This window comes from Streptomyces poriferorum (assembly GCF_019399235.1).
Taxonomy (GTDB): domain Bacteria; phylum Actinomycetota; class Actinomycetes; order Streptomycetales; family Streptomycetaceae; genus Streptomyces; species Streptomyces poriferorum.
The window spans coordinates 1-18410 of record NZ_JAELVH010000121.1 but is presented as its reverse complement, the minus strand read 5'-3'; the positions used below and the strand labels follow the sequence as shown (position 1 = coordinate 18410).

The window sequence follows — 18410 nt, the reverse complement described above, 5'->3', positions numbered from 1 at the left end:
CGGCGCCGACGCCTACAACACCGGCGACGGCGGCTTCGCGGTGCGCGGGGCGCACGGCTCCACCGGGACCGGGGCCTGGCTGCGGACCGCGAGCACCGAGGTGACGGTGCCCGGCCGGACCAGGGCCGATGTGCCGGTCTCCTTCACCGTGCCCGAGGACGCGCTGCCCGGTGACCACCCGGGCGCGATCGTCGCCGAGAGCGGCGGCCGCTCGGTGGGCGTACGGGTCCAGCTGCGGGTCGGCGGGCCCACGCTGGCCGCACTCACGGTGGAGGACGTCACGGTGGGCGGCGGGACCATCCACTACACGCTGGTCAACCGGGGCAACGCGGTCCTGGTGCCGCGCCTGTCCGTCAGCGCGGACGGCGTGTTCGGGGCCCTGCTGCGGCGCGACGCCCGCACTCTGCCGGTGGAACTCCTGCCCGGTCAGCGGGTGCGGCTCACCGAACCGTGGCGGGACGCCCCCGCCCTCGACTCCGTCACCGTACGGCTGCGCGCCACGGCGGCGGGCGGCGCGCACGGCGAGGCGACCGCCTCGGCGGCCTTCGTGCCCTGGGCGCCCGTGACCGGCGGCGCACTGCTCCTCCTGGGCGTCGTCGCCGCCGGTGTGTACGGCCTCCGGCGCAGGCGGGCGACGCGGCGGAGCACCCACGACGACGGGGCCGCACCGGCTCCGGACCATCGACAGCACTCCGACGAGAGGCACTTGGTGAAGGCGGGAGCGGAATCGTGACTGGACGGACCGGACCGGCGGCATTCCGGAGCGACGGCCGCGGGCGGGCGGCCGCGCTGCTCGCCGTACTGCTGGCCGCGATACTGCCCGCCCTGCTGCTGACCGCGACCGGGGCCGGGGCCGGGGAGCGCAGCGCGGCAGAACCGAAACCAGCGGTCACGCTCTCGCAGAAGGAGGCGGGCAAGGGCGGCGAGATCACCGTCAAGGGCAAGGGCTGGCGGCCCGACACCCTGCTCATGATGCTGATCTGCGGGCAGTCCACCCCGGCGCGCGGCGTGATCGGAGGCACCAACTCCTGCGCCAACGCGGCAGGCCGGGCCGTCACGACCGACAAGAAGGGTGCCTTCACCAAGAAGATGCCGGTCACCGAGCCGCCCGCGCCGTGCCCCTGCGTGGTCCATGTCGCCACGGTCACCGGCGACCAGGCCCTGGCCGACGCGGTGTTCGTGGTCGCCGGACACCCGGTCGCCGCGCTCCCCAAGGAGAACGGTGACGGGAAGCTCGCCGTCCTCGCGGCGACCCGGCTGGAGGGCGACAGCGGGCTGCTGACCTGGTTCGGCGCCCCGCCCTCGCGGCGGCTCGTGTTCACCGTCGGCAACCTGGGCTCCGCGCCGGTCGAGGACCCGGTCTTCCAGGTCGGCACCGCGCACGGCGTCTACGCCGCGCAGTGGGAGGAGCGGCAGTGGCGCGGGACCGTCGAGCCCGGCCGCAAGGCCCGTATCGAGCTGCCCGTCGAGCTGACGGCCGGTGCCCACGGCGACTACCAGATCTCGCTGAAGTACGGCACGAAGGTGCTGGCCGAGCAGCCGTGGGGGGTCGGCCGCCCGTGGGGCGTGACGCTCTTCTGGATCCTGCTCTGCCTGGTCGTGCCCGCGGCCGTGTTCCGTATCGGCATGGCGATCGTCGACAAGGTCCGGCCGCGCACCGGACACGGCGCCGGCCGGCGGCGGGCAGGCAGCCCGTCCCCGCGCGCCGCGGTGACAGCGAGGCTCCCGAAACTGCGGCGCGCCCCGGCCCCGGCCGCGGGCCCCGCACCGCCCCCGGGCACCACCACGGCCACGCTGCCGTGGTTCACCCCTGATTCCGCACCGTCAGAGCACAGACCGACGACGAAGGGACATTCGTGAGTACGCAACGCAGGACGGTCGCGGCGGGAGTCGCGATGATGATCGGCGGGGCGGGCATGCTGCTGGCCGCGAGCCCGGCCCAGGCCGCCGACATCTCGTACAAGACGGAGTGCATACCCCCGGCCATCTCCGGACTGCCGCCCGTCCAGGGCACCACCAAGGTGCAGCTGACCGCGCCCGCCGAGGCCAAGGTCGGGGACACCGTCGAGGTCGTGTGGAAGACGATCCAGGGCGCCTCCGACAACCCCGACGTCCTCGATCTCGACAAGGACACCGTCAAGCCGACCGGCACCATCAAGCTGGGCGGCGCGGCGACCGGCGACCTGAAGATGGAGGGACCGCGGCAGAACCCGGCGATCCCCAGGAACAGTCCCATGATCATGTCGGACATGAAGGGCTCGCTGAAGCTGGAGAAGGCGGGTGACCTGACGCTGACGCCGGACGCGTACAACCTCAACGTCTCCAAGCCGATCTCCACCGACACCAAGTGCACCCCGAAGGAGACGGTCCAGCCGGGCGCGACGATCAAGGTCACGGACGGCGGCGGATCCACCACCGGCGGCACGACCGCGGGCGGTACGACCACCAGTGGAGGCACGACCTCCGGCGGCACCACCAGCGGCGGCACGACCTCCGGAGGCACCAGCAGCGGCGGTACGACCTCCGGAGGCACGACCTCCGGAGGCACGACCTCCGGCGGTTCGGACTCGGGCGGTTCGGCCTCCGGCGGCAGCGGCGGTGCCACGGACTTCCCGGGCAAGGAAGTCGTCGTCAACTTCGCCTGCAAGTCGCCGGGGCCGCAGGAGGGCATCGCCTCCAAGGTGACGATCAACGCCAAGAAGAGCGGCGGGAGCTACGCGCTCACGGTCAAGACCGCCAAGGACGTGATGGACAGCCCGGCTCCGCTGCCCGCCGGCGCGCTCAAGCCGTCCATGAACATCGTCATCGGCGGCGCCGACAAGGGCTCCGTGACCGTCACCGGACCGGGGAACCCCAAGGCCCTGGAGAAGGACAAGCCGGTCAGCCTCACCGACATGACCGGCACGTACAAGCCGGGCGCCTCCGGCAAGTCCACGCTCACCCCCGGCGCCCTGACGATCGACGTCATGCTGGGAGGCTCGAAGATCACCATTCCGTGCACGGTCAAGGGCACCCCGCAGGCATCCCTCGAACTCGACACCACCGCCCAGGAAGGCGGTGCCTCCGGCGGTGACACCGGGGGCTCCGGCGGAGCGGCGGCGGCGGGCGGCGGCACGGCGTCCGGCGGCGGGCTCGCGGCGACGGGTGCCGAGGACAACGGCGCCCTGCGCGCACTCGGCCTGGTCGCCGGTACGGCGATCCTGCTGGGCGGCGCCGTGTTCACGTTCACCCCGTGGCGCCGGCTGCGCTCGGGCCGGAGCTGACACCGGACCCCGTACGCATACGGAAGGGGCCGCCGCACCGTGGAAACGGTGCGGCGGCCCCTGCGCGTGGAACTGGGAGGTCAGCTCGCGTCGCTCATGTGCTGCGTGACCTTCTTGCGGTACATCCAGATGCCGACACCTGCGATGACCGCGAGGACCGCCTCGAAGGCGACGGCGGCCGTTGTGTTCAGATCGACCCCGAGCTGCGGGGACGTGAGGAGGCCGGTCACGGAGTCACCCGCGGTGACCGCGAGGAACCAGACACCCATCATCTGGGAGCTGTACTTCGCCGGAGCCATCTTCGTGGTGACCGACAGCCCCACCGGGGACAGGCAGAGCTCGGCGACGGTCTGGATGAAGTAGATCGCCACCAGCCACATCGGACTGACCCGGCCGCCGTTGGCGGCGGTGTCGATCAGCGGGATCATGAAGACGACGAAGGAGATGCCGATCAGCACGAGGCTGGAGGCGAACTTGACGGCGGTGCTCGGCTCCTTGCCGCGCTTGTTCAGCCACAGCCAGCCCGAGGCGACCACGGGGGCGATCGCCATGATGAAGATCGGGTTCAGCGACTGGTACCAGGACGTGGGGAAGTCGATGCCGAACACGCTGTTCGTCGTCGAGTTCTCACCGAAGATCGACAGGGTCGACCCGTTCTGGTCGTAGATCATCCAGAAGACGGCGGCGACCACGAAGAACCAGATGTAACCCGACAGCTTGGACTGCTCGGTGTCCGTCAGTTCCTTGTCGCGCTTCATGCGGACCAGGACGGCGACCGGGATGATCAGCCCGGCGACGGTGATCGGCAGCAGTGCCCAGTCGGCGAAGTTGCCGGTGATCGCGAGCAGGCTGTAGAACACCGCCGCGACGATCAGCCAGACCAGGCCCTTGCGCAGGACCGAGCGCTTCTCCTGCTCCGTCGCCGGAGTGGAGACGACGTCGCTCTCCGGGCTCAGGTGGCGGGTGCCGAGCATGAACTGGGCGAGACCCAGGGCCATGCCGATCGCGGCGAGCGCGAAGCCGAAGTGCCAGTTGACGTTCTCGCCGATCGTGCCGATGGTCAGCGGGGCGAGGAAGGCGCCGAGGTTGATACCGATGTAGAAGAGCGTGAAGCCACCGTCACGGCGCGGATCCTCCGGGCCGTTGTAGAGGTGGCCGACCATCGTGGAGATGTTCGCCTTCAGCAGGCCGGAGCCCAGCGCCACGAGCACGAGGCCGGCGAAGAAGGACGCCGAGTTGGGTACGGCGAGCGTGATGTGGCCGAGGATGACGACACCGCCACCGATGGCGACCGTCTTGCGCGGCCCCCAGAAGCGGTCGGCCATCCAGCCGCCGGGCATGGCGAGCAGGTAGACCATCGCCATGTAGACGGAGTAGATCGCCGTCGCCGTGGTGGCGCTCATGTGCATGCCGCCGGGCGCGATCAGGTACAGCGGGAGCAGTGCCTTCATGCCGTAGAAGCTGTAGCGCTCCCACATCTCGGTCATGAAGAGCGTGGCCAGGCCGCGAGGGTGGCCGAAGAAGGTCTTCTCGCCACCCGCGGTGCTCGCCGGGTCCTTCGTCAGGCTGGACGCCATGATCGATCCTTGCTTGCTCGGGACGCGTCGCTCGTAAGCCGTACGCGCCCGGTGGGGGGAGGCCGGCACCGACACGGGTACGCCCACCGCGTCGGGATCCACGCCCGGAGCGCCTTCGTCGGCGTACGGGCCCGGCCCACAGGTCATTCACTGAGATTCCGGACTGGCGGGTACCAGCCCTGCACATGCAAAAGGACCCTCGAGCGCTCATAGCTGCCCAAAGGTCCTTGAGTAGTGCAACAGGCGTTGAAACACCATACGACACGACTGAGCGGCATATGGAAGGACTTGAGAGATGGATCACAGGTCCAGGTGCAACCACACTCCCACATTCGAAGGTCCAGGCGTGAACGGGTCGCAGACCCGCAGGGCTTCCGGATCACCTCACGCCTTGTCGTCCGCGCGGACTACCATCACTCCATGACCCGTGTACTGCTCGCCGAGGACGACGCATCCATCTCGGAGCCACTGGCCCGCGCCCTGCGTCGGGAGGGTTACGAGGTCGAGGTCCGCGAAGACGGCCCGACCGCGCTCGACGCCGGCCTCCAGGGCGGCATCGACCTGGTCGTGCTCGACCTGGGGCTGCCCGGGATGGACGGCCTCGAAGTCGCCCGCAGGCTCCGCGCCGAGGGCCACACCGTGCCGGTCCTGGTGCTCACCGCCCGGGCCGACGAGGTGGACACCGTCGTCGGCCTCGACGCCGGCGCCGACGACTACGTCACCAAGCCCTTCCGGCTCGCCGAGCTCCTGGCCCGGGTCCGGGCCCTGCTGCGCCGCGGCGCCACCGAGCCCGCCCCCCAGCCCGCCACCCACGGCGTCAGGATCGACGTCGAGTCGCACAGGGCCTGGATGGGCGACGAGGAACTCCAGCTCACCGCCAAGGAGTTCGACCTGCTGCGGGTCCTGGTCCGGGACGCGGGCCGCGTCGTCACGCGGGACCAGCTGATGCGCGAGGTCTGGGACACCACCTGGTGGTCGTCCACCAAGACCCTCGACATGCACATCTCCTGGCTCCGCAAGAAGCTCGGGGACGACGCCGCCAATCCCCGCTACATCGCCACCGTCCGGGGCGTCGGCTTCCGCTTCGAGAAGAGCTGACGTACAGAAGCAGTCATGCGCCGACGCCTGATCAACTCCACCCTCGCCGTGGTGCTCGTGGTGATCGCCGTATTCGGCGTCTCCCTCGTCATCGTCGAGACCCGCACCATCAGCAGCAGCGCCCAGGAGAGCGTCGACTCCGAGGCGCTGCGGCTGATCAGTGTGATCGAGAGCCGGCTCCTGGGCGCCGAGCGGATCAACCCCGGTGTGCTGGCCGAACAGATCGACGACACGCGCTACGCCCTGGTCAAGATGCCCGGACGCGCCCCCATCGAGGTCGGTGAGCGCCCCAGCGGCAGCGTGATCAGCGCCACGGAGGTGGGCGAGCACGGCGAGAGGGTCACCGTCGAGGAGTCCCGCTCCTCCGTCACCCGCGAGGTCGGCCGCACCCTGATGATCATCGGCGCGGTGGCGCTGCTGGCCATCGTCTCCGCCGTGCTCCTGGCCGTACGCCAGGCCAACAAGCTGACCTCGCCGCTCACCGACCTCGCCGAGACCGCGGAACGCCTGGGATCGGGCGACCCGCGCCCGCGCCACAAGCGGTACGGGGTGCCGGAACTGGACCGCGTCGCCGACGTCCTGGACTCCTCCGCGGAACGCATCGCCCGGATGCTCACCGCCGAGCGCCGGCTCGCCGCCGACGCCTCCCACCAGCTCCGCACGCCCCTTACCGCGCTCTCCATGCGGATCGAGGAGATCTCCGTCACGGACGACCCGGAGACGGTCAAGGAGGAGGCGAACATCGCCCTCACCCAGGTCGAGCGGCTCACGGACGTGGTCCAGCGGCTGCTGACCAATGCCCGGGACCCGCGGACCGGCTCCGCCGTCGTCTTCGACCTCGACGAGATCGTCAAGCAGCAGATCGAGGAGTGGCGCCCGGCCTACCGGAGCGAGGGCCGGGCCGTCGTCCGCTCCGGCAAGAAGGGGCTGCGCGCCGTCGGCACACCGGGCGCGGTCGCCCAGGTGCTCGCCGCGCTGATCGAGAACTCACTCATGCACGGCGGCGGCACGGTCGCGCTGCGCACCAGGGTCACCGGCAACCAGGCGGTCATCGAGGTGACGGACGAGGGCCCGGGCGTCCCGGTCGACCTGGGATCCCGGATCTTCGAGCGGACCATCAGCGGGCGCAACTCCACGGGCATCGGCCTCGCGGTGGCCCGCGACCTCGCCGAGGCGGACGGCGGCCGGCTGGAACTGCTCCAGCAGCAGCCCCCGGTCTTCGCGCTCTTCCTCAGCCAGGTGGCCCTGGACCGGGACGAACCGGAACGCCCGGTGCGATGACCGGCTACCGCCGGGCGGAATCCGCCTCGACCCGCACGGCGGCGGCCGGCGCGGGTGCCGGTACGGAAACGGCCGGTCCCGGCAGCGCGGCGTCCTCCGCGCCCACGACCACGTCATTCACGGCCACGTCTTTGTCAGGCAGCGCCCTGAAGACCCACGTCCGGTAGGACCAGAAGCGGAACATGGTCGCGATGCCGATTCCGAGGATCTTGAAGACATTGCTCTGGACCGGGGAGTTCCAGCCGAACCCGTACGTCGCCGCGTACAGCACACCGGTCTCGATGACGGCGCCCACAGCGCTGAACAGCAGGAACAGTGTCAGTTCCCGGGTCCGGCCGCTCTTGTCGCGGTCCCGGTACGTCCAGTAGCGGAAGCCGACGTAGTTGAAGAGGATCGCGACGAACGTCGCCATCAGGCCGGCCCGCACCGTGGGAATGTCCGTGTAGCGCCACAGCAGGTTCGATACGCCGATATTGACGACCAGGCCGACCGCGCCGACGACGCCGAATTTGGCGACCTCCCGGGCCAGCAGATCCAGCCGGGCCCGCAGTGCGCCCCGTTCGCTCATGTGATCGCTCAGCCCGTCTGTCGGTTCGGCTTCAGGTTCCGTCAACCCAGCCATGCTAACCAGGCGGCCCGTCGGCTGCCTGTGAGTACGGGGGCATGTGTGGCAGGGCCGTGACACCCGGAGCCTCCTCCCCGGCCACCCGCGGGCAGCCGCACGGGGGCATCGTCCGGTGCTCCCGGAGGGTGCGGATACCCTGGAGGAGTGACGTTCCCGGTAGTCGGCATGGTCGGTGGCGGTCAGCTCGCCCGTATGACCCACGAGGCGGGCATCCCCCTCGGCATCAAGTTCAAGCTCCTCAGTGACACCGCTCAGGACTCGGCGGCCCAGGTGGTCAGCGAGGTCGTCGTAGGCGACTATCGCGACCTGGACACGCTGCGTGCCTTCGCGCGCGGCTGTGACGTGATCACCTTCGATCACGAGCACGTGCCCACCGAGCATCTGCGGGCCCTGGAGGCGGACGGCATCCCCGTGCGCCCCGGCCCCGACGCACTGGTGCACGCCCAGGACAAGGGGGTGATGCGCGCGAAGCTCACCGAGATCGGCGCGCCCTGCCCCCGCCACCGCATCGTGAAGGACCCGGCCGACGCCGCGGCCTTCGCCGAAGAGGTCGGTGGCTTCCCGGTCATCCTCAAGACCGTGCGCGGCGGCTACGACGGCAAGGGCGTCTGGGTGGTCCGCTCCGAGGCGGACGCGGCCGATCCCTTCCGGGCCGGCGTCCCGGTCCTCGCCGAGGAGAAGGTCGACTTCGTACGGGAGCTGGCGGCCAACATCGTCCGCTCGCCGCACGGCCAGGCCGTGGCCTACCCGGTCGTCGAGTCGATCCAGGTCGACGGCGTCTGCGACACGGTCATCGCCCCGGCCCCCGAGCTGAGCGAGAGGCTCGGAGGCGAGGCCCAGCAGCTCGCGCTCCGTATCGCCGCCGAGCTCGGCGTCGTCGGTCACCTCGCCGTGGAGCTCTTCGAGACCCGCGACGGGCAGATCCTCGTCAACGAACTGGCGATGCGCCCGCACAACTCCGGGCACTGGACCCAGGACGGCGCGATCACCTCGCAGTTCGCCAACCACGTCCGGGCAGTCCTGGACCTTCCGCTCGGCGACCCGCGCCCCCGCGCCACCTGGACGGTCATGTCCAACGTGCTGGGCGGCGACTTCCCGGACATGTACCAGGCGTACCTGCACTGCATGGCCCGCGACCCGCAGCTCAAGATCCACATGTACGGCAAGGACGTGAAGCCCGGCCGCAAGGTCGGACACGTCAACACCTACGGCGACGATCTGGCGGACGTGTGCGAGCGCGCCCGGCACGCGGCCGACTACCTGCGAGGAACGATCACCGAATGACTTCCCCCGCCTCCACCGCGCCGGTCGTCGGCATCGTCATGGGCTCGGACTCCGACTGGCCCGTCATGGAAGCGGCGGCCAAGGCGCTCGACGAGTTCGAGATCCCGTACGAGGTCGACGTCGTCTCCGCCCACCGCATGCCGCGCGAGATGATCGCGTACGGCGAGGAGGCCGCCGGCCGCGGCCTCCGGGCGATCATCGCCGGAGCGGGCGGCGCGGCCCACCTGCCCGGCATGCTCGCCTCCGTCACCCCGCTGCCCGTCATCGGCGTGCCGGTCCCGCTGAAGTACCTGGACGGCATGGACAGCCTCATGTCCATCGTGCAGATGCCCGCCGGTATCCCGGTCGCCACCGTCTCCATCGCGGGTGCGCGCAACGCCGGCCTGCTGGCCGTCCGCATCCTCGCCGCGCACGACGCCGAGCTGCAGGCCCGCATGACCGAGTTCCTCTCGGACCTGAACGACCAGGCCACCGAGAAGGGCAAGCGCCTGCGCAGCAAGGTCGGGAACCCCGACACCTTCGGCTTCGGAAAGTAGGAACCGTGACGGACCGACTGGACCGCGCCCGGGAACTCCTCGCCGAGTACCCCGTCGTCGACGGCCACAACGACCTGCCGTGGGCGTTGCGCGAACAGGTCGGCTACGACCTGGACGCCCGCGACATCGCCACCGACCAGTCGGCCCACCTGCACACCGACATCCCCCGGCTGCGCGCCGGGGGAGTCGGAGCCCAGTTCTGGTCCGTGTACGTACGGTCCGACATGGCGGGCGACGACGCCGTCGCCGCCACCCTGGAACAGATCGACGCCGTCGCCGAACTGCTGGAGCGCCACCCCGCCGACCTGCGCCGCGCCCTGACGGCCGACGACATGGAGACGGCCCGCTCCGAGGGCCGGATCGCGTCCCTGATGGGGGCCGAGGGCGGCCACTCCATCCACAACTCGCTCGGCACCCTGCGCGCCCTGCACACCCTGGGCGTCCGCTACATGACGCTCACCCACAACGACAACATCGCCTGGGCGGACTCGGCGACGGACGCCCCGGGCGTCGGCGGGCTCTCGCCCTTCGGCCACGAGGTCGTACGGGAGATGAACCGCACCGGCATGCTGGTCGACCTCTCGCACGTCGCGGCGACGACCATGCGCGACGCGCTCGCCACCTCGACCGCGCCGGTGATCTTCTCGCACTCCTCGGCGCGGGCGATCTGCGACCACCCGCGCAACATCCCGGACGACGTCCTCGGCCGGCTCCCGGCCAACGGGGGCATCGCCATGGCGACCTTCGTACCGAAGTTCGTGCTGCCCGAGGCCGTCGCCTGGACGAAGTCCGCCGACGAGAACATGCGCGCCCAGGGTCTGCACCACCTGGACACCACCGAGCGCGGGATGAAGATCCACGCCGCCTTCGAGGCGGCGAACCCCCGCCCGATGGCGACCGTGGCCACGATCGCCGACCACCTCGACCACATGCGCGAGGTCGCAGGCATCGACCACATCGGCATCGGCGGCGACTACGACGGCACCGCGTTCCTCCCGCAGGGCCTCGAAGACGTCGCCGGCTACCCGAACCTGATCGCGGAGCTCCTGGGCCGCGGCTGGTCCACCGCCGACCTCGCCAAGCTCACCTGGCAGAACGCGGTACGGGTGCTGCGCGCCGCCGAGGACGTGGCCCGGGACCTGCGCAGCCGCCGCGGCCCGTCCCACGCCACGATCGAGCAGCTGGACGCCCCGAAGGCCTGAGCCCCCGGGGCGGTGCCGCTCGCCCCGGCTAGCCGGCGCAGAGACAGAACGGGTGCCCCGCCGGATCGGCGTACACCCGGAAGGTCCGCTGCCGGTCCTCCGCTTCGAGCACCGTCGCGCCCAGCGCCAGCACCTCCTTCTCCGCCGCGTCCAGGTCCTCCACGGTCAGGTCCAGATGGAACTGCTGCGAGGCGTCCGCGCGCGGCCACTGAGGCGGTACGAAGCCGGGCGCGGTCTGGAAGGCGAGCGGTGCGCCGGCGACACCGGTGAGGTCCACCCAGCCCTCCTGCTGCTCGACCTCTCCGCCGAGCAGCTCGGCGTAGAAGCCGGCCAGGGCGACGGGGTCCAGGCAGTCCAGGACGACGGCACCCAGCTTGGCTACAGCCATGACGTTTCCTCCTCGGGCAGATGCGGACACGTGGTTACCGGTAAGGGAGCTCAACCGGTCACCGTTACTGCATGCTCCCGCAATGGAGGTAACGTCGCAACCATGAATGAGAGGGACTCAGCGCCCGGCGGACTCGCGCTGGTCGAGGCCCTGGTCAACACCCTGAACGTCGAGACCGGTGCGGACACCCTCGACACGGCCGCCGGGTGCGCCGCACTCGCGATCGCGGGGCCGGACGCCCAGGCGGCCCGCACCCTCCGCGAGGCCCTGCGCGCCGTCTGCCTCGCCCACGCGGGCCACCGCCCGCCCGAAGGCGCCTCGGCGTCCCTGCTCGACGCTCTGCTCGCGGACGCGCCCCTGCGCGTCGCCGTGGACGCGGACGGCGCGGCTTCGCTGCGCCCCGTGGAGGAGCCGCCCGGGCTGACCGCCCGCGTAGCCGTGGCCGTCGCCGCCGCGTCGGCCGACGGCACCTGGGCCCGGCTCAAGGTGTGCGAGGCGGCGGACTGCCGCTGGGCGTACTACGACCGCAGCCCGGCGGGGCGCCGCCGCTGGTGCTCGATGTCGGTGTGCGGCGCCCGCGCGAAGATGCGCACGTACCGCGCGAAGCGGGGCTGAGGGGCTGAGGGCCCAGGCTTCGGCGAGGCGCGGCTCAGGAGAAGGCGGTTCTCAGGCCTAAGGGCAAGGCGCGGCTCAGGAGAAGGCGGTTCTGGGCCCCTCGGCGAGGCGCGGCCGGGCGGCGGGGCTCAGGCCTTCGGCCGTCCCATCGCCCGGTACGTCCACCCGGCCCCGCGCCACACCGCCGGGTCCAGGGCGTTGCGCCCGTCCAGGATGATGCGGCGGCCGACGGCCTCGCCCAGCGCCTCCGGGTCCAGCTCGCGGAACTCGCGCCACTCGGTCAGGTGCAGGACGACATCCGCGCCGCGCACCGCGTCCAGCGCGGTGTCGGCGTAACCCAGGGTGGGGAAGAGCCGCCGGGCGTTGTCCATGCCCTTCGGGTCGAAGACCGTGACCTGTCCGCCCTGGAGGTGGATCTGTCCGGCCACGTTCAGAGCGGGCGAGTCGCGTACGTCGTCCGAGTCCGGCTTGAACGTCGCGCCCAGCACGGCGACCCGCTTGCCGAGGAACGAGCTGCCGCCCACGGCCTCGCGGGCCAGCTCCACCATGTGGCCGCGGCGGCGCATGTTGATGGAGTCGACCTCGCGGAGGAAGGTCAGCGCCTGGTCGGCGCCCAGCTCACCGGCGCGTGCCATGAAGGCACGGATGTCCTTGGGGAGGCAGCCGCCGCCGAAGCCGATGCCGGCCCGAAGGAACTTCTTCCCGATGCGCTCGTCGTGCCCGATCGCCTCGGCCAGCTTCACCACGTCGCCGTCGGCGGCCTCGCAGACCTCCGCCATGGCGTTGATGAACGAGATCTTGGTGGCGAGGAAGGAGTTGGCGGAGGTCTTCACCAGTTCGGCGGTCGGGAAGTCCGTCACGACGAACGGGGACCCTTCCGCGAGCGGCCCGGCGTACACCTCGCGCAGCAGCTTCTCGGCGCGCTCGCTCTCTACGCCGACGACGATCCGGTCCGGGTGCAGGGTGTCGTTGACGGCGAAGCCCTCGCGCAGGAACTCAGGGTTCCAGGCCAGCTCGGCCCCTTCGCCCACGGGCGCGAGCTCGACGAGCCGGGCGGCGAGCCGGGCCGCGGAGCCGACCGGCACGGTGGACTTGCCGACGACCAGGACGGGCCGGGTCAGCAGAGGGGCCAGCGAGTCGAAGGCGCTCTCGACGTAGCTCATGTCGCACGCGTACTCACCGTGCTTCTGCGGCGTATTGGTGCAGACGAAATGCACGTCGCCGAATTCCGCGACCTCTTCCCACGAGGTGGTGAACCGCAGCCGCCCGCTGGATCCCTCGATACCCGCGACGTGCTTCTTCAGGATCTCTTCCAGCCCCGGCTCGTACATCGGGACCCGGCCGGCGGACAGCATCTCGATCTTCTCGGGCACGATGTCGAGCCCCAGGACCTCGAAGCCCAGTTCCGCCATGGCCGCGGCGTGGGTGGCGCCGAGATAGCCGGTGCCGATCACAGTGATCCTGAGGGCCATGTAGTGCTCCTGTGAGATGCGGACAGACGTGCGGTGAACGAGCATAGTCCTGCCTTTGAAACGTCCCATTCCGGCTGTCGTGAAGCTCACGGCCCCAGCACGTATGCCTGTGCCGGGTTACGCGCCTAAAATTGGGTTACTTAACGGTAGTTAGCATCATGGGGAGTGAGCGTCTTGGCGGGTTCGACCGATTTCGACCTGTACCGTCCGGCCGAGGAGCACGACATGCTCCGTGAGACGGTGCGTGCGCTCGCCGAGGCGAAGATCGCCCCGTTCGCGGCCGCGGTCGACGAGGAGGCCCGCTTCCCGCAGGAGGCGCTGGACGCCCTCACCGCCGCCGACCTGCACGCGGTCCACGTCCCGGAGGAGTACGGCGGCGCCGGCGCCGACGCGCTCGCCACGGTCATCGTGATCGAGGAGGTGGCCCGCGCCTGCGTCTCCTCCTCCCTCATCCCGGCCGTGAACAAGCTCGGCTCGCTCCCGGTGATCCTCTCCGGCTCCGAGGACCTCAAGAAGAAGTACCTGGGCCCGCTCGCCAAGGGCGACGCGATGTTCTCGTACGCCCTCTCCGAGCCGGACGCGGGCTCCGACGCCGCCGGTATGAAGACCAAGGCCGTCCGCGACGGCGACTTCTGGGTCCTCAACGGCGTGAAGCGCTGGATCACCAACGCGGGCGTCTCCGAGTACTACACGGTCATGGCGGTCACCGACCCGACCAAGCGCTCCAAGGGCATCTCGGCCTTCGTCGTCGAGAAGTCGGACGAGGGTGTCTCCTTCGGCGCCCCGGAGAAGAAGCTCGGCATCAAGGGCTCCCCGACCCGCGAGGTCTACTTCGACAACGTCCGCATCCCCGCCGACCGCATGATCGGCGAGGAGGGCACCGGCTTCGCCACCGCGATGAAGACCCTGGACCACACCCGCATCACGATCGCGGCCCAGGCACTCGGCGTCGCCCAGGGCGCCCTCGACTACGCCAAGGGCTACGTCCAGGAGCGCAAGCAGTTCGGCAAGCCGATCGGTGACTTCCAGGGCGTCCAGTTCATGCTCGCCGACATGGCCATGAAGCTGGAGGCGGCCCGCCAGCTCACCTACTCGGCCGCCGCCAAGTCCGAGCGCCTCGACTCCGACCTCACGTTCTTCGGCGCCGCGGCCAAGTGCTTCGCCTCCGACGTCGCGATGGAGATCACCACGGACGCGGTCCAGCTGCTCGGCGGCTACGGCTACACGCGGGACTACCCGGTGGAGCGCATGATGCGCGACGCCAAGATCACCCAGATCTACGAGGGCACGAACCAGGTCCAGCGGATCGTCATGGCCCGCAACCTGCCGTAACGGAGTCGCGCACCCGCGCACCGACACGGCTCAGCGCCCCGCACCCGGACCGTTCCGGTGGCGGGGCGCGTCGTTTGTGGTCAGGGCCGGTAGCGGGGCGCGTCGTTTGTGGTCAGGGCCGGTGGAGGGGCACATCGCTTGCGGCCCGGGCCGGTGGCGGGGCGTACGGCCGGGACCGCCGTCTGTGATCCGGGCCGGTGGCGGGCCGTACGGCCGTGGTCGTCATCGCGTTCGGCCGGGGCCTCCGCGCCGCGGGTCCACCGGCCGGCGGGGTGGCTTCTCCATCATGGTCCACTCGACCCCGAAGCCGTACGCCCGGTCGATCTGCTCGTGCGGCGACACCTCCGGATGGCCGGGGAACCAGCGGACCTCCCGGCGGACCCGGAAGCCGTTGGTGTCCGGGGTGACGAGGGCGATGGCGCAGGCGACCGACCCTGCGGGGGATTCGTCGAGCAGGATCCGGCGGCCCGCGTCGCCCGGTGCGGTGACCGTCGCCGTCGCGCCGAGGCTGCGGAAGTCGGCGGCGCCCTCGTAGAGGTAGACGAAGAACAGCAGCCGGTCGAAGAGCGCGCGATGCTGCGGGTTCACCCGGAGCGTCTCGCCGTCGGACGATGCCCCTGTCCGGTCGTCCTGGTCGAGGGCGACGTACGGCCACGCGGTGAGCGACCCGTAGTCGTCGCCCAGGGACTGCACCACCTGCACCCTCCCGTCCCTGAACGAGACGAGGCAGCACAGGTTCACATCGGCGCCCGGACCCGGGAGCCAGTTGAGATTGGCCTGAAGTGCACCCCTTCCGCCGAACCGTCCGTCCGGCGCGCCCCGCGTCAGTTCGGCCGGACGCGGATCGCCGCCGGTCGTGGGCGCCGGTACGGGGCCGGTCCGGGAGCCGCCGGCCGGGCCACCCAGCCGGATCACGCCACGCGGTCTGTCATCGGTACCCATGAGGCCCCCCAGCGCCAGGCGTTCCGTCGGGAACGAGGCTCTGGATTGTATGCCTGAGCCGAAGGGCCCTGCGGTACGCTCTGCGCCCACGGAGGTACTGCACGTGAGTGCCGCTGTGCGGGGGGCGGGCGTTTCGTGATCGCTGGGGAGCGAGAGACGCGAAGTGGGGAGTCCCCTGAGTTTCTCTCAGAGGGATGGGCATGTCCGTAAGCGCGTTGATGGACCGTCAGGATATTGCGCGGAAGATCCGGGAGCTCGCCACCGAGCCCGGGCTCGCTCCCAGGAAATCCGAACTCTCCGCACTGGCCGATGCGTTCACCGGCACGACGCAGGATCTGGACCCGTGGACGGACCTGGATCTGCTGCACGCGTACGCCCGGCCGGAGAGCGTCGACCTCGTGGGCGCCGGCGCCGAGGAGCACCGGGCGTGGTCCTGGCTGGAGGCGCTGCTCGGGGCGCTGGTCTTCGTGCCGCTCATGATGACGTGGTACGGCCTGACGCAGGCGTCCAGCGCCTACCAGGCCCTGACGGGCGCCGATCCGAAGGCCGCCTCCAGGCCCTTCCTGCAGCTGTGGCAGTCCGGCTTCGAGGGCCATCTCACCGGCGCGTTCACCTTCGGCCATGTCGCGATGGGGGCGACGTCCGCGATCGCGCTGCTCTTCGCGCTCGTACTGGTCCACGGCCTGCGCAAGTCCTCCGTCACCCGCCGCGAGGAGAGTGCCCAGCGCGACGCGGAGCAGTTGAGCAGACGCCTCGTTCCCGTACTGACGCGTGCTCAGCTCGTGTTGAACACACACCGTTTGTCGTCACCGGTACGGTTCGCCGCCGAGCTCACCGAGGCGGCCGCCACGCTGACCCGTCTCGGCAACCGCGCGGCCAAGGCGCAGAAGGAACTCGCGGCCGCGGCGGTCGTGGTGGGCGGTGCGGTGGAGAAGGCCGAGGGCCGCCTCGCCGGGATCGACAGCTCGGTACGTCCGCTGGAGGACGCGGCGGACCGCATCGCGGAGGCCGTCCGGGACGGCGGCAAGCAGGTCGAGACCGCGGTGAGCGGCAGCGGCGTCATGGTGCGCAGGGCGCTTGAGGACGTCCGGGACGTCAGCGGCGCCGTGCGGGACGTCCTCGACTCGGCCGGTGACCGCGTGGAGGACTCGGTCAACACACTTGCCGCGTCGCAGCGTTCGTTCACCACCGGCATCGAGGTGGCGTCCGATGTCTCCGCGCAGGTACTGACCCGGCTCGGCGACGTCGCCGAGGAGTCGGCCCGTGGCGTCGCGGCCTCGCAGGACGTCGTACGCAGACTGGCGGACCAGGCGGGAGCGCTGCACGAGGTCGCGGAGCGGTTCGGCGTACTCGTGGACGCGCTGCGAACCGTGCCGGCGCCGGCCGACCGGCGGGGCCGGACCGCGGTGCGGCTGGAGAAGGCGCCCCAGCCCGAGGACGCCGTCCCGCCGCGCGGAAGCGCACGATGAGGGCGCCCCGCTTCAACCCGCTGCACCTGGCGGGATGGCTCTTCGCCGACATGCTGCTGGTGCTCGCCCTGGTGGCGATGGGAGACCGGGGTGACCCGCTGGCCGCCGAAGCGGCGGCCAGGCCCGCCGCCTCCGCGTCGGCGAAGCCGAAACCCTCGGCGACGCCGAAGCCCAAGGGCCCGCGCGCGGTACGGAACAAGCCGGTGACGGTGTCCATCGACGCCGCACCGGGGGACCGGCAGCGCATCGAGCAGCGGCTGCGTGCCGCGACGGCCGCCTACCGGGGCCGTCAGGCCGCGTTCGTCCTCACCTTCGGACGCCATGCGGATCCGGGAGCCGGCGGAGCCTACGCCCACGAGGTCAACTCCCTCCTGGCGAAGGCGCGTCCGGAGATGTTCAAGGGAGCCACCACGCGCGACTTCTGGAAGGGCGGGTCCTCTTCGGGCCACGCCGACATCGAGATCTACTTCTACACCTACTGACCGGCACCACCGGAGGTACGAGACCGTGCAGATCCTTCCGTTCTACCTGCTCTGCGACGAGTCGGGCTCGATGTCCGGCGGACCGATAGACGCCATCAACAACGCGCTTCCCGAGCTGCACCACGAGATCAGCACCAATCCGACGGTCGCCGACAAGACCAGGTTCTGCCTGATCGGGTTCTCGGACAACGCCACCGTCCTGCAGCCGCTCGTCGACCTGAGCGACATCGACCAGGTACCGGCGCTGGCGGCCGGCGGCCTGACGTCGTACGGCGACGCCTTCCGCACACTGCTGCGGTGCATCGAGTCCGACGTGGCCGCCCTCAAGGGCCAGGGGCACGAGGTCTACCGTCCGGTGGCCTTCTTCCTCTCCGACGGGATCCCCACCGACGACGGCTGGGAGCAGGCGCTGAAGGAACTGGAACTGTCCCGGTTCTGCCCGAAGATCATCGCGTTCGGCATCGGTGACGCCGAGGAGGCCACGATCGGTCAGGTGGCCAACTTCCGGGCGTTCATGCAGAAGGACGCGATGGTGTCACCGGCCCAGGCGCTGCGCGAGTTCGCCTCCAGCCTCACCCGTTCAATCGTGCGGTCGGCGAGCAGCATCTCCGTCGACGGCGGGTCCGGCTTCACACTGGCGGTCGACGAGACGGTGCCGGGCTTCTCGACCGTGTCCCTCGACAAGCTCTGAGGACGGGATGATGCAGCAGCAGGGGATGGGCGGGGCGGCAACCGGGTCCGGCGAGGCCGGCGGAAGCGACGACCCGTTGCGGGACACGTGGAGTTCGGTCGAGGCGGTGGTGTCAACCGGGCACCAGCAGTCCCCGCAGTCACCGCAGCACCC

Annotated in this window: 18 protein-coding genes; 13 read left to right on the top strand and 5 right to left on the bottom strand. The window is 70.8% G+C overall.

What is annotated here, in order from left to right; translation table 11 throughout:
• From JGS39_RS21245 to JGS39_RS21235, 3 genes are all read left to right on the top strand, one after another.
• Window positions 1–733, top strand: a 733-nt coding sequence (locus JGS39_RS21245) for a COG1470 family protein (protein ID WP_219570825.1), incomplete at its 5' end; no start/stop codon positions are given.
• Entirely contained in the window at window positions 730–1860 is a 1131-nt protein-coding gene (locus JGS39_RS21240) for a hypothetical protein (RefSeq protein WP_371930376.1), read from the top strand. The genes JGS39_RS21245 and JGS39_RS21240, both read left to right, overlap by 4 nt.
• Window positions 1861–1898: 38 nt before the next feature.
• Entirely contained in the window at window positions 1899–3263 is a 1365-nt protein-coding gene (locus JGS39_RS21235; RefSeq protein ID WP_219570830.1) for a hypothetical protein, read from the top strand.
• 80 nt (window positions 3264–3343) lie between these two features.
• Here the strand turns inward: JGS39_RS21235 and JGS39_RS21230 are convergent, their stop codons facing one another.
• Entirely contained in the window at window positions 3344–4840 is a 1497-nt protein-coding gene (locus JGS39_RS21230) for a peptide MFS transporter (protein WP_219570824.1), read from the bottom strand.
• A gap of 420 nt (window positions 4841–5260) precedes the next feature.
• Here JGS39_RS21230 and JGS39_RS21225 point away from each other — a divergent pair, with 420 nt between their 5' ends.
• On the top strand, window positions 5261–5938 hold the full coding sequence (locus JGS39_RS21225; protein ID WP_018524728.1) for a response regulator transcription factor: 678 nt from the start codon (window positions 5261–5263) through the stop codon (window positions 5936–5938).
• A 15-nt stretch (window positions 5939–5953) separates the two neighbouring features.
• Window positions 5954–7219, top strand: coding sequence for a sensor histidine kinase (locus tag JGS39_RS21220; RefSeq protein ID WP_219570822.1), 1266 nt, complete (start codon window positions 5954–5956; stop codon window positions 7217–7219).
• A 4-nt stretch (window positions 7220–7223) separates the two neighbouring features.
• Here the strand turns inward: JGS39_RS21220 and JGS39_RS21215 are convergent, their stop codons facing one another.
• Window positions 7224–7787: a GtrA family protein gene (locus JGS39_RS21215; protein WP_219570828.1), complete on the bottom strand. Its 564-nt coding sequence runs from the start codon at window positions 7785–7787 to the stop codon at window positions 7224–7226.
• Between the two features lie 201 nt (window positions 7788–7988).
• Here JGS39_RS21215 and JGS39_RS21210 point away from each other — a divergent pair, with 201 nt between their 5' ends.
• Genes JGS39_RS21210 through JGS39_RS21200 form a run of 3 tightly spaced genes read left to right on the top strand, consistent with a single transcriptional unit; the run spans window position 7989 to window position 10866 of the window.
• On the top strand, window positions 7989–9128 hold the full coding sequence (locus tag JGS39_RS21210) for a 5-(carboxyamino)imidazole ribonucleotide synthase (RefSeq protein WP_219570820.1): 1140 nt from the start codon (window positions 7989–7991) through the stop codon (window positions 9126–9128).
• Entirely contained in the window at window positions 9125–9664 is a 540-nt protein-coding gene (gene purE / locus JGS39_RS21205; RefSeq protein WP_219570819.1) for a 5-(carboxyamino)imidazole ribonucleotide mutase, read from the top strand. The genes JGS39_RS21210 and purE overlap by 4 nt, the downstream gene beginning before the upstream one ends.
• 5 nt (window positions 9665–9669) lie before the next feature.
• Window positions 9670–10866, top strand: coding sequence for a dipeptidase (locus JGS39_RS21200; protein WP_219570817.1), 1197 nt, complete (start codon window positions 9670–9672; stop codon window positions 10864–10866).
• A gap of 28 nt (window positions 10867–10894) precedes the next feature.
• On the opposite strand, the gene JGS39_RS21195 is transcribed toward JGS39_RS21200, so the two are convergent.
• Window positions 10895–11254: a VOC family protein gene (locus tag JGS39_RS21195; RefSeq protein WP_219570815.1), complete on the bottom strand. Its 360-nt coding sequence runs from the start codon at window positions 11252–11254 to the stop codon at window positions 10895–10897.
• 102 nt (window positions 11255–11356) lie between these two features.
• Between JGS39_RS21195 and JGS39_RS21190 the strand changes: the two genes are divergently transcribed.
• Entirely contained in the window at window positions 11357–11869 is a 513-nt protein-coding gene (locus JGS39_RS21190) for a CGNR zinc finger domain-containing protein (RefSeq protein ID WP_219570813.1), read from the top strand.
• Between the two features lie 128 nt (window positions 11870–11997).
• Here JGS39_RS21190 and JGS39_RS21185 read toward each other — a convergent pair whose 3' ends face one another.
• Window positions 11998–13341 carry a UDP-glucose dehydrogenase family protein gene (locus tag JGS39_RS21185; protein WP_219570811.1) on the bottom strand — a complete coding sequence of 448 codons (1344 nt, stop codon included), beginning with the start codon at window positions 13339–13341 and terminating at the stop codon, window positions 11998–12000.
• Between the two features lie 174 nt (window positions 13342–13515).
• On the opposite strand from JGS39_RS21185, the gene JGS39_RS21180 reads away from it, so the two are divergent.
• The gene (locus JGS39_RS21180; RefSeq protein WP_219570827.1) at window positions 13516–14673 is read left to right on the top strand and encodes an acyl-CoA dehydrogenase family protein; all 1158 of its coding nucleotides are present in this window, start codon (window positions 13516–13518) and stop codon (window positions 14671–14673) included.
• Window positions 14674–14895: 222 nt separating this feature from the next.
• Here the strand turns inward: JGS39_RS21180 and JGS39_RS21175 are convergent, their stop codons facing one another.
• Window positions 14896–15615, bottom strand: a complete 720-nt coding sequence (locus tag JGS39_RS21175; protein ID WP_219570809.1) for a tellurium resistance protein TerA — start codon at window positions 15613–15615, stop codon at window positions 14896–14898.
• 200 nt (window positions 15616–15815) lie between these two features.
• Between JGS39_RS21175 and JGS39_RS21170 the strand changes: the two genes are divergently transcribed.
• Genes JGS39_RS21170 through JGS39_RS21160 form a run of 3 tightly spaced genes read left to right on the top strand, consistent with a single transcriptional unit; the run spans window position 15816 to window position 18257 of the window.
• Entirely contained in the window at window positions 15816–17084 is a 1269-nt protein-coding gene (locus JGS39_RS21170; protein ID WP_219570808.1) for a methyl-accepting chemotaxis protein, read from the top strand.
• A complete protein-coding gene (locus JGS39_RS21165) occupies window positions 17081–17566 on the top strand; it encodes a hypothetical protein (protein ID WP_219570806.1) in 486 nt (161 codons plus the stop codon). The genes JGS39_RS21170 and JGS39_RS21165 overlap by 4 nt, the downstream gene beginning before the upstream one ends.
• A 25-nt stretch (window positions 17567–17591) precedes the next feature.
• The gene (locus JGS39_RS21160; protein ID WP_219570804.1) at window positions 17592–18257 is read left to right on the top strand and encodes a vWA domain-containing protein; all 666 of its coding nucleotides are present in this window, start codon (window positions 17592–17594) and stop codon (window positions 18255–18257) included.
• The last annotated feature ends 153 nt before the right edge of the window (window positions 18258–18410 follow it).

What these genes read in the sequence shown, in the direction of transcription:
- JGS39_RS21235 (WP_219570830.1), top strand. Translation starts at nt 1,899, where the DNA reads ATGATCGGCGGGGCGGGCATGCTGCTGGCCGCGAGCCCGGCCCAGGCC.
- JGS39_RS21230 (WP_219570824.1), bottom strand. Translation starts at nt 4,840, where the DNA reads ATGGCGTCCAGCCTGACGAAGGACCCGGCGAGCACCGCGGGTGGCGAG.
- JGS39_RS21225 (WP_018524728.1), top strand. Translation starts at nt 5,261, where the DNA reads ATGACCCGTGTACTGCTCGCCGAGGACGACGCATCCATCTCGGAGCCA.
- JGS39_RS21220 (WP_219570822.1), top strand. Translation starts at nt 5,954, where the DNA reads ATGCGCCGACGCCTGATCAACTCCACCCTCGCCGTGGTGCTCGTGGTG.
- JGS39_RS21215 (WP_219570828.1), bottom strand. Translation starts at nt 7,787, where the DNA reads ATGAGCGAACGGGGCGCACTGCGGGCCCGGCTGGATCTGCTGGCCCGG.
- purE (WP_219570819.1), top strand. Translation starts at nt 9,125, where the DNA reads ATGACTTCCCCCGCCTCCACCGCGCCGGTCGTCGGCATCGTCATGGGC.
- JGS39_RS21195 (WP_219570815.1), bottom strand. Translation starts at nt 11,254, where the DNA reads ATGGCTGTAGCCAAGCTGGGTGCCGTCGTCCTGGACTGCCTGGACCCC.
- JGS39_RS21190 (WP_219570813.1), top strand. Translation starts at nt 11,357, where the DNA reads ATGAATGAGAGGGACTCAGCGCCCGGCGGACTCGCGCTGGTCGAGGCC.
- JGS39_RS21185 (WP_219570811.1), bottom strand. Translation starts at nt 13,341, where the DNA reads ATGGCCCTCAGGATCACTGTGATCGGCACCGGCTATCTCGGCGCCACC.
- JGS39_RS21175 (WP_219570809.1), bottom strand. Translation starts at nt 15,615, where the DNA reads ATGGGTACCGATGACAGACCGCGTGGCGTGATCCGGCTGGGTGGCCCG.
- JGS39_RS21170 (WP_219570808.1), top strand. Translation starts at nt 15,816, where the DNA reads ATGTCCGTAAGCGCGTTGATGGACCGTCAGGATATTGCGCGGAAGATC.
- JGS39_RS21165 (WP_219570806.1), top strand. Translation starts at nt 17,081, where the DNA reads ATGAGGGCGCCCCGCTTCAACCCGCTGCACCTGGCGGGATGGCTCTTC.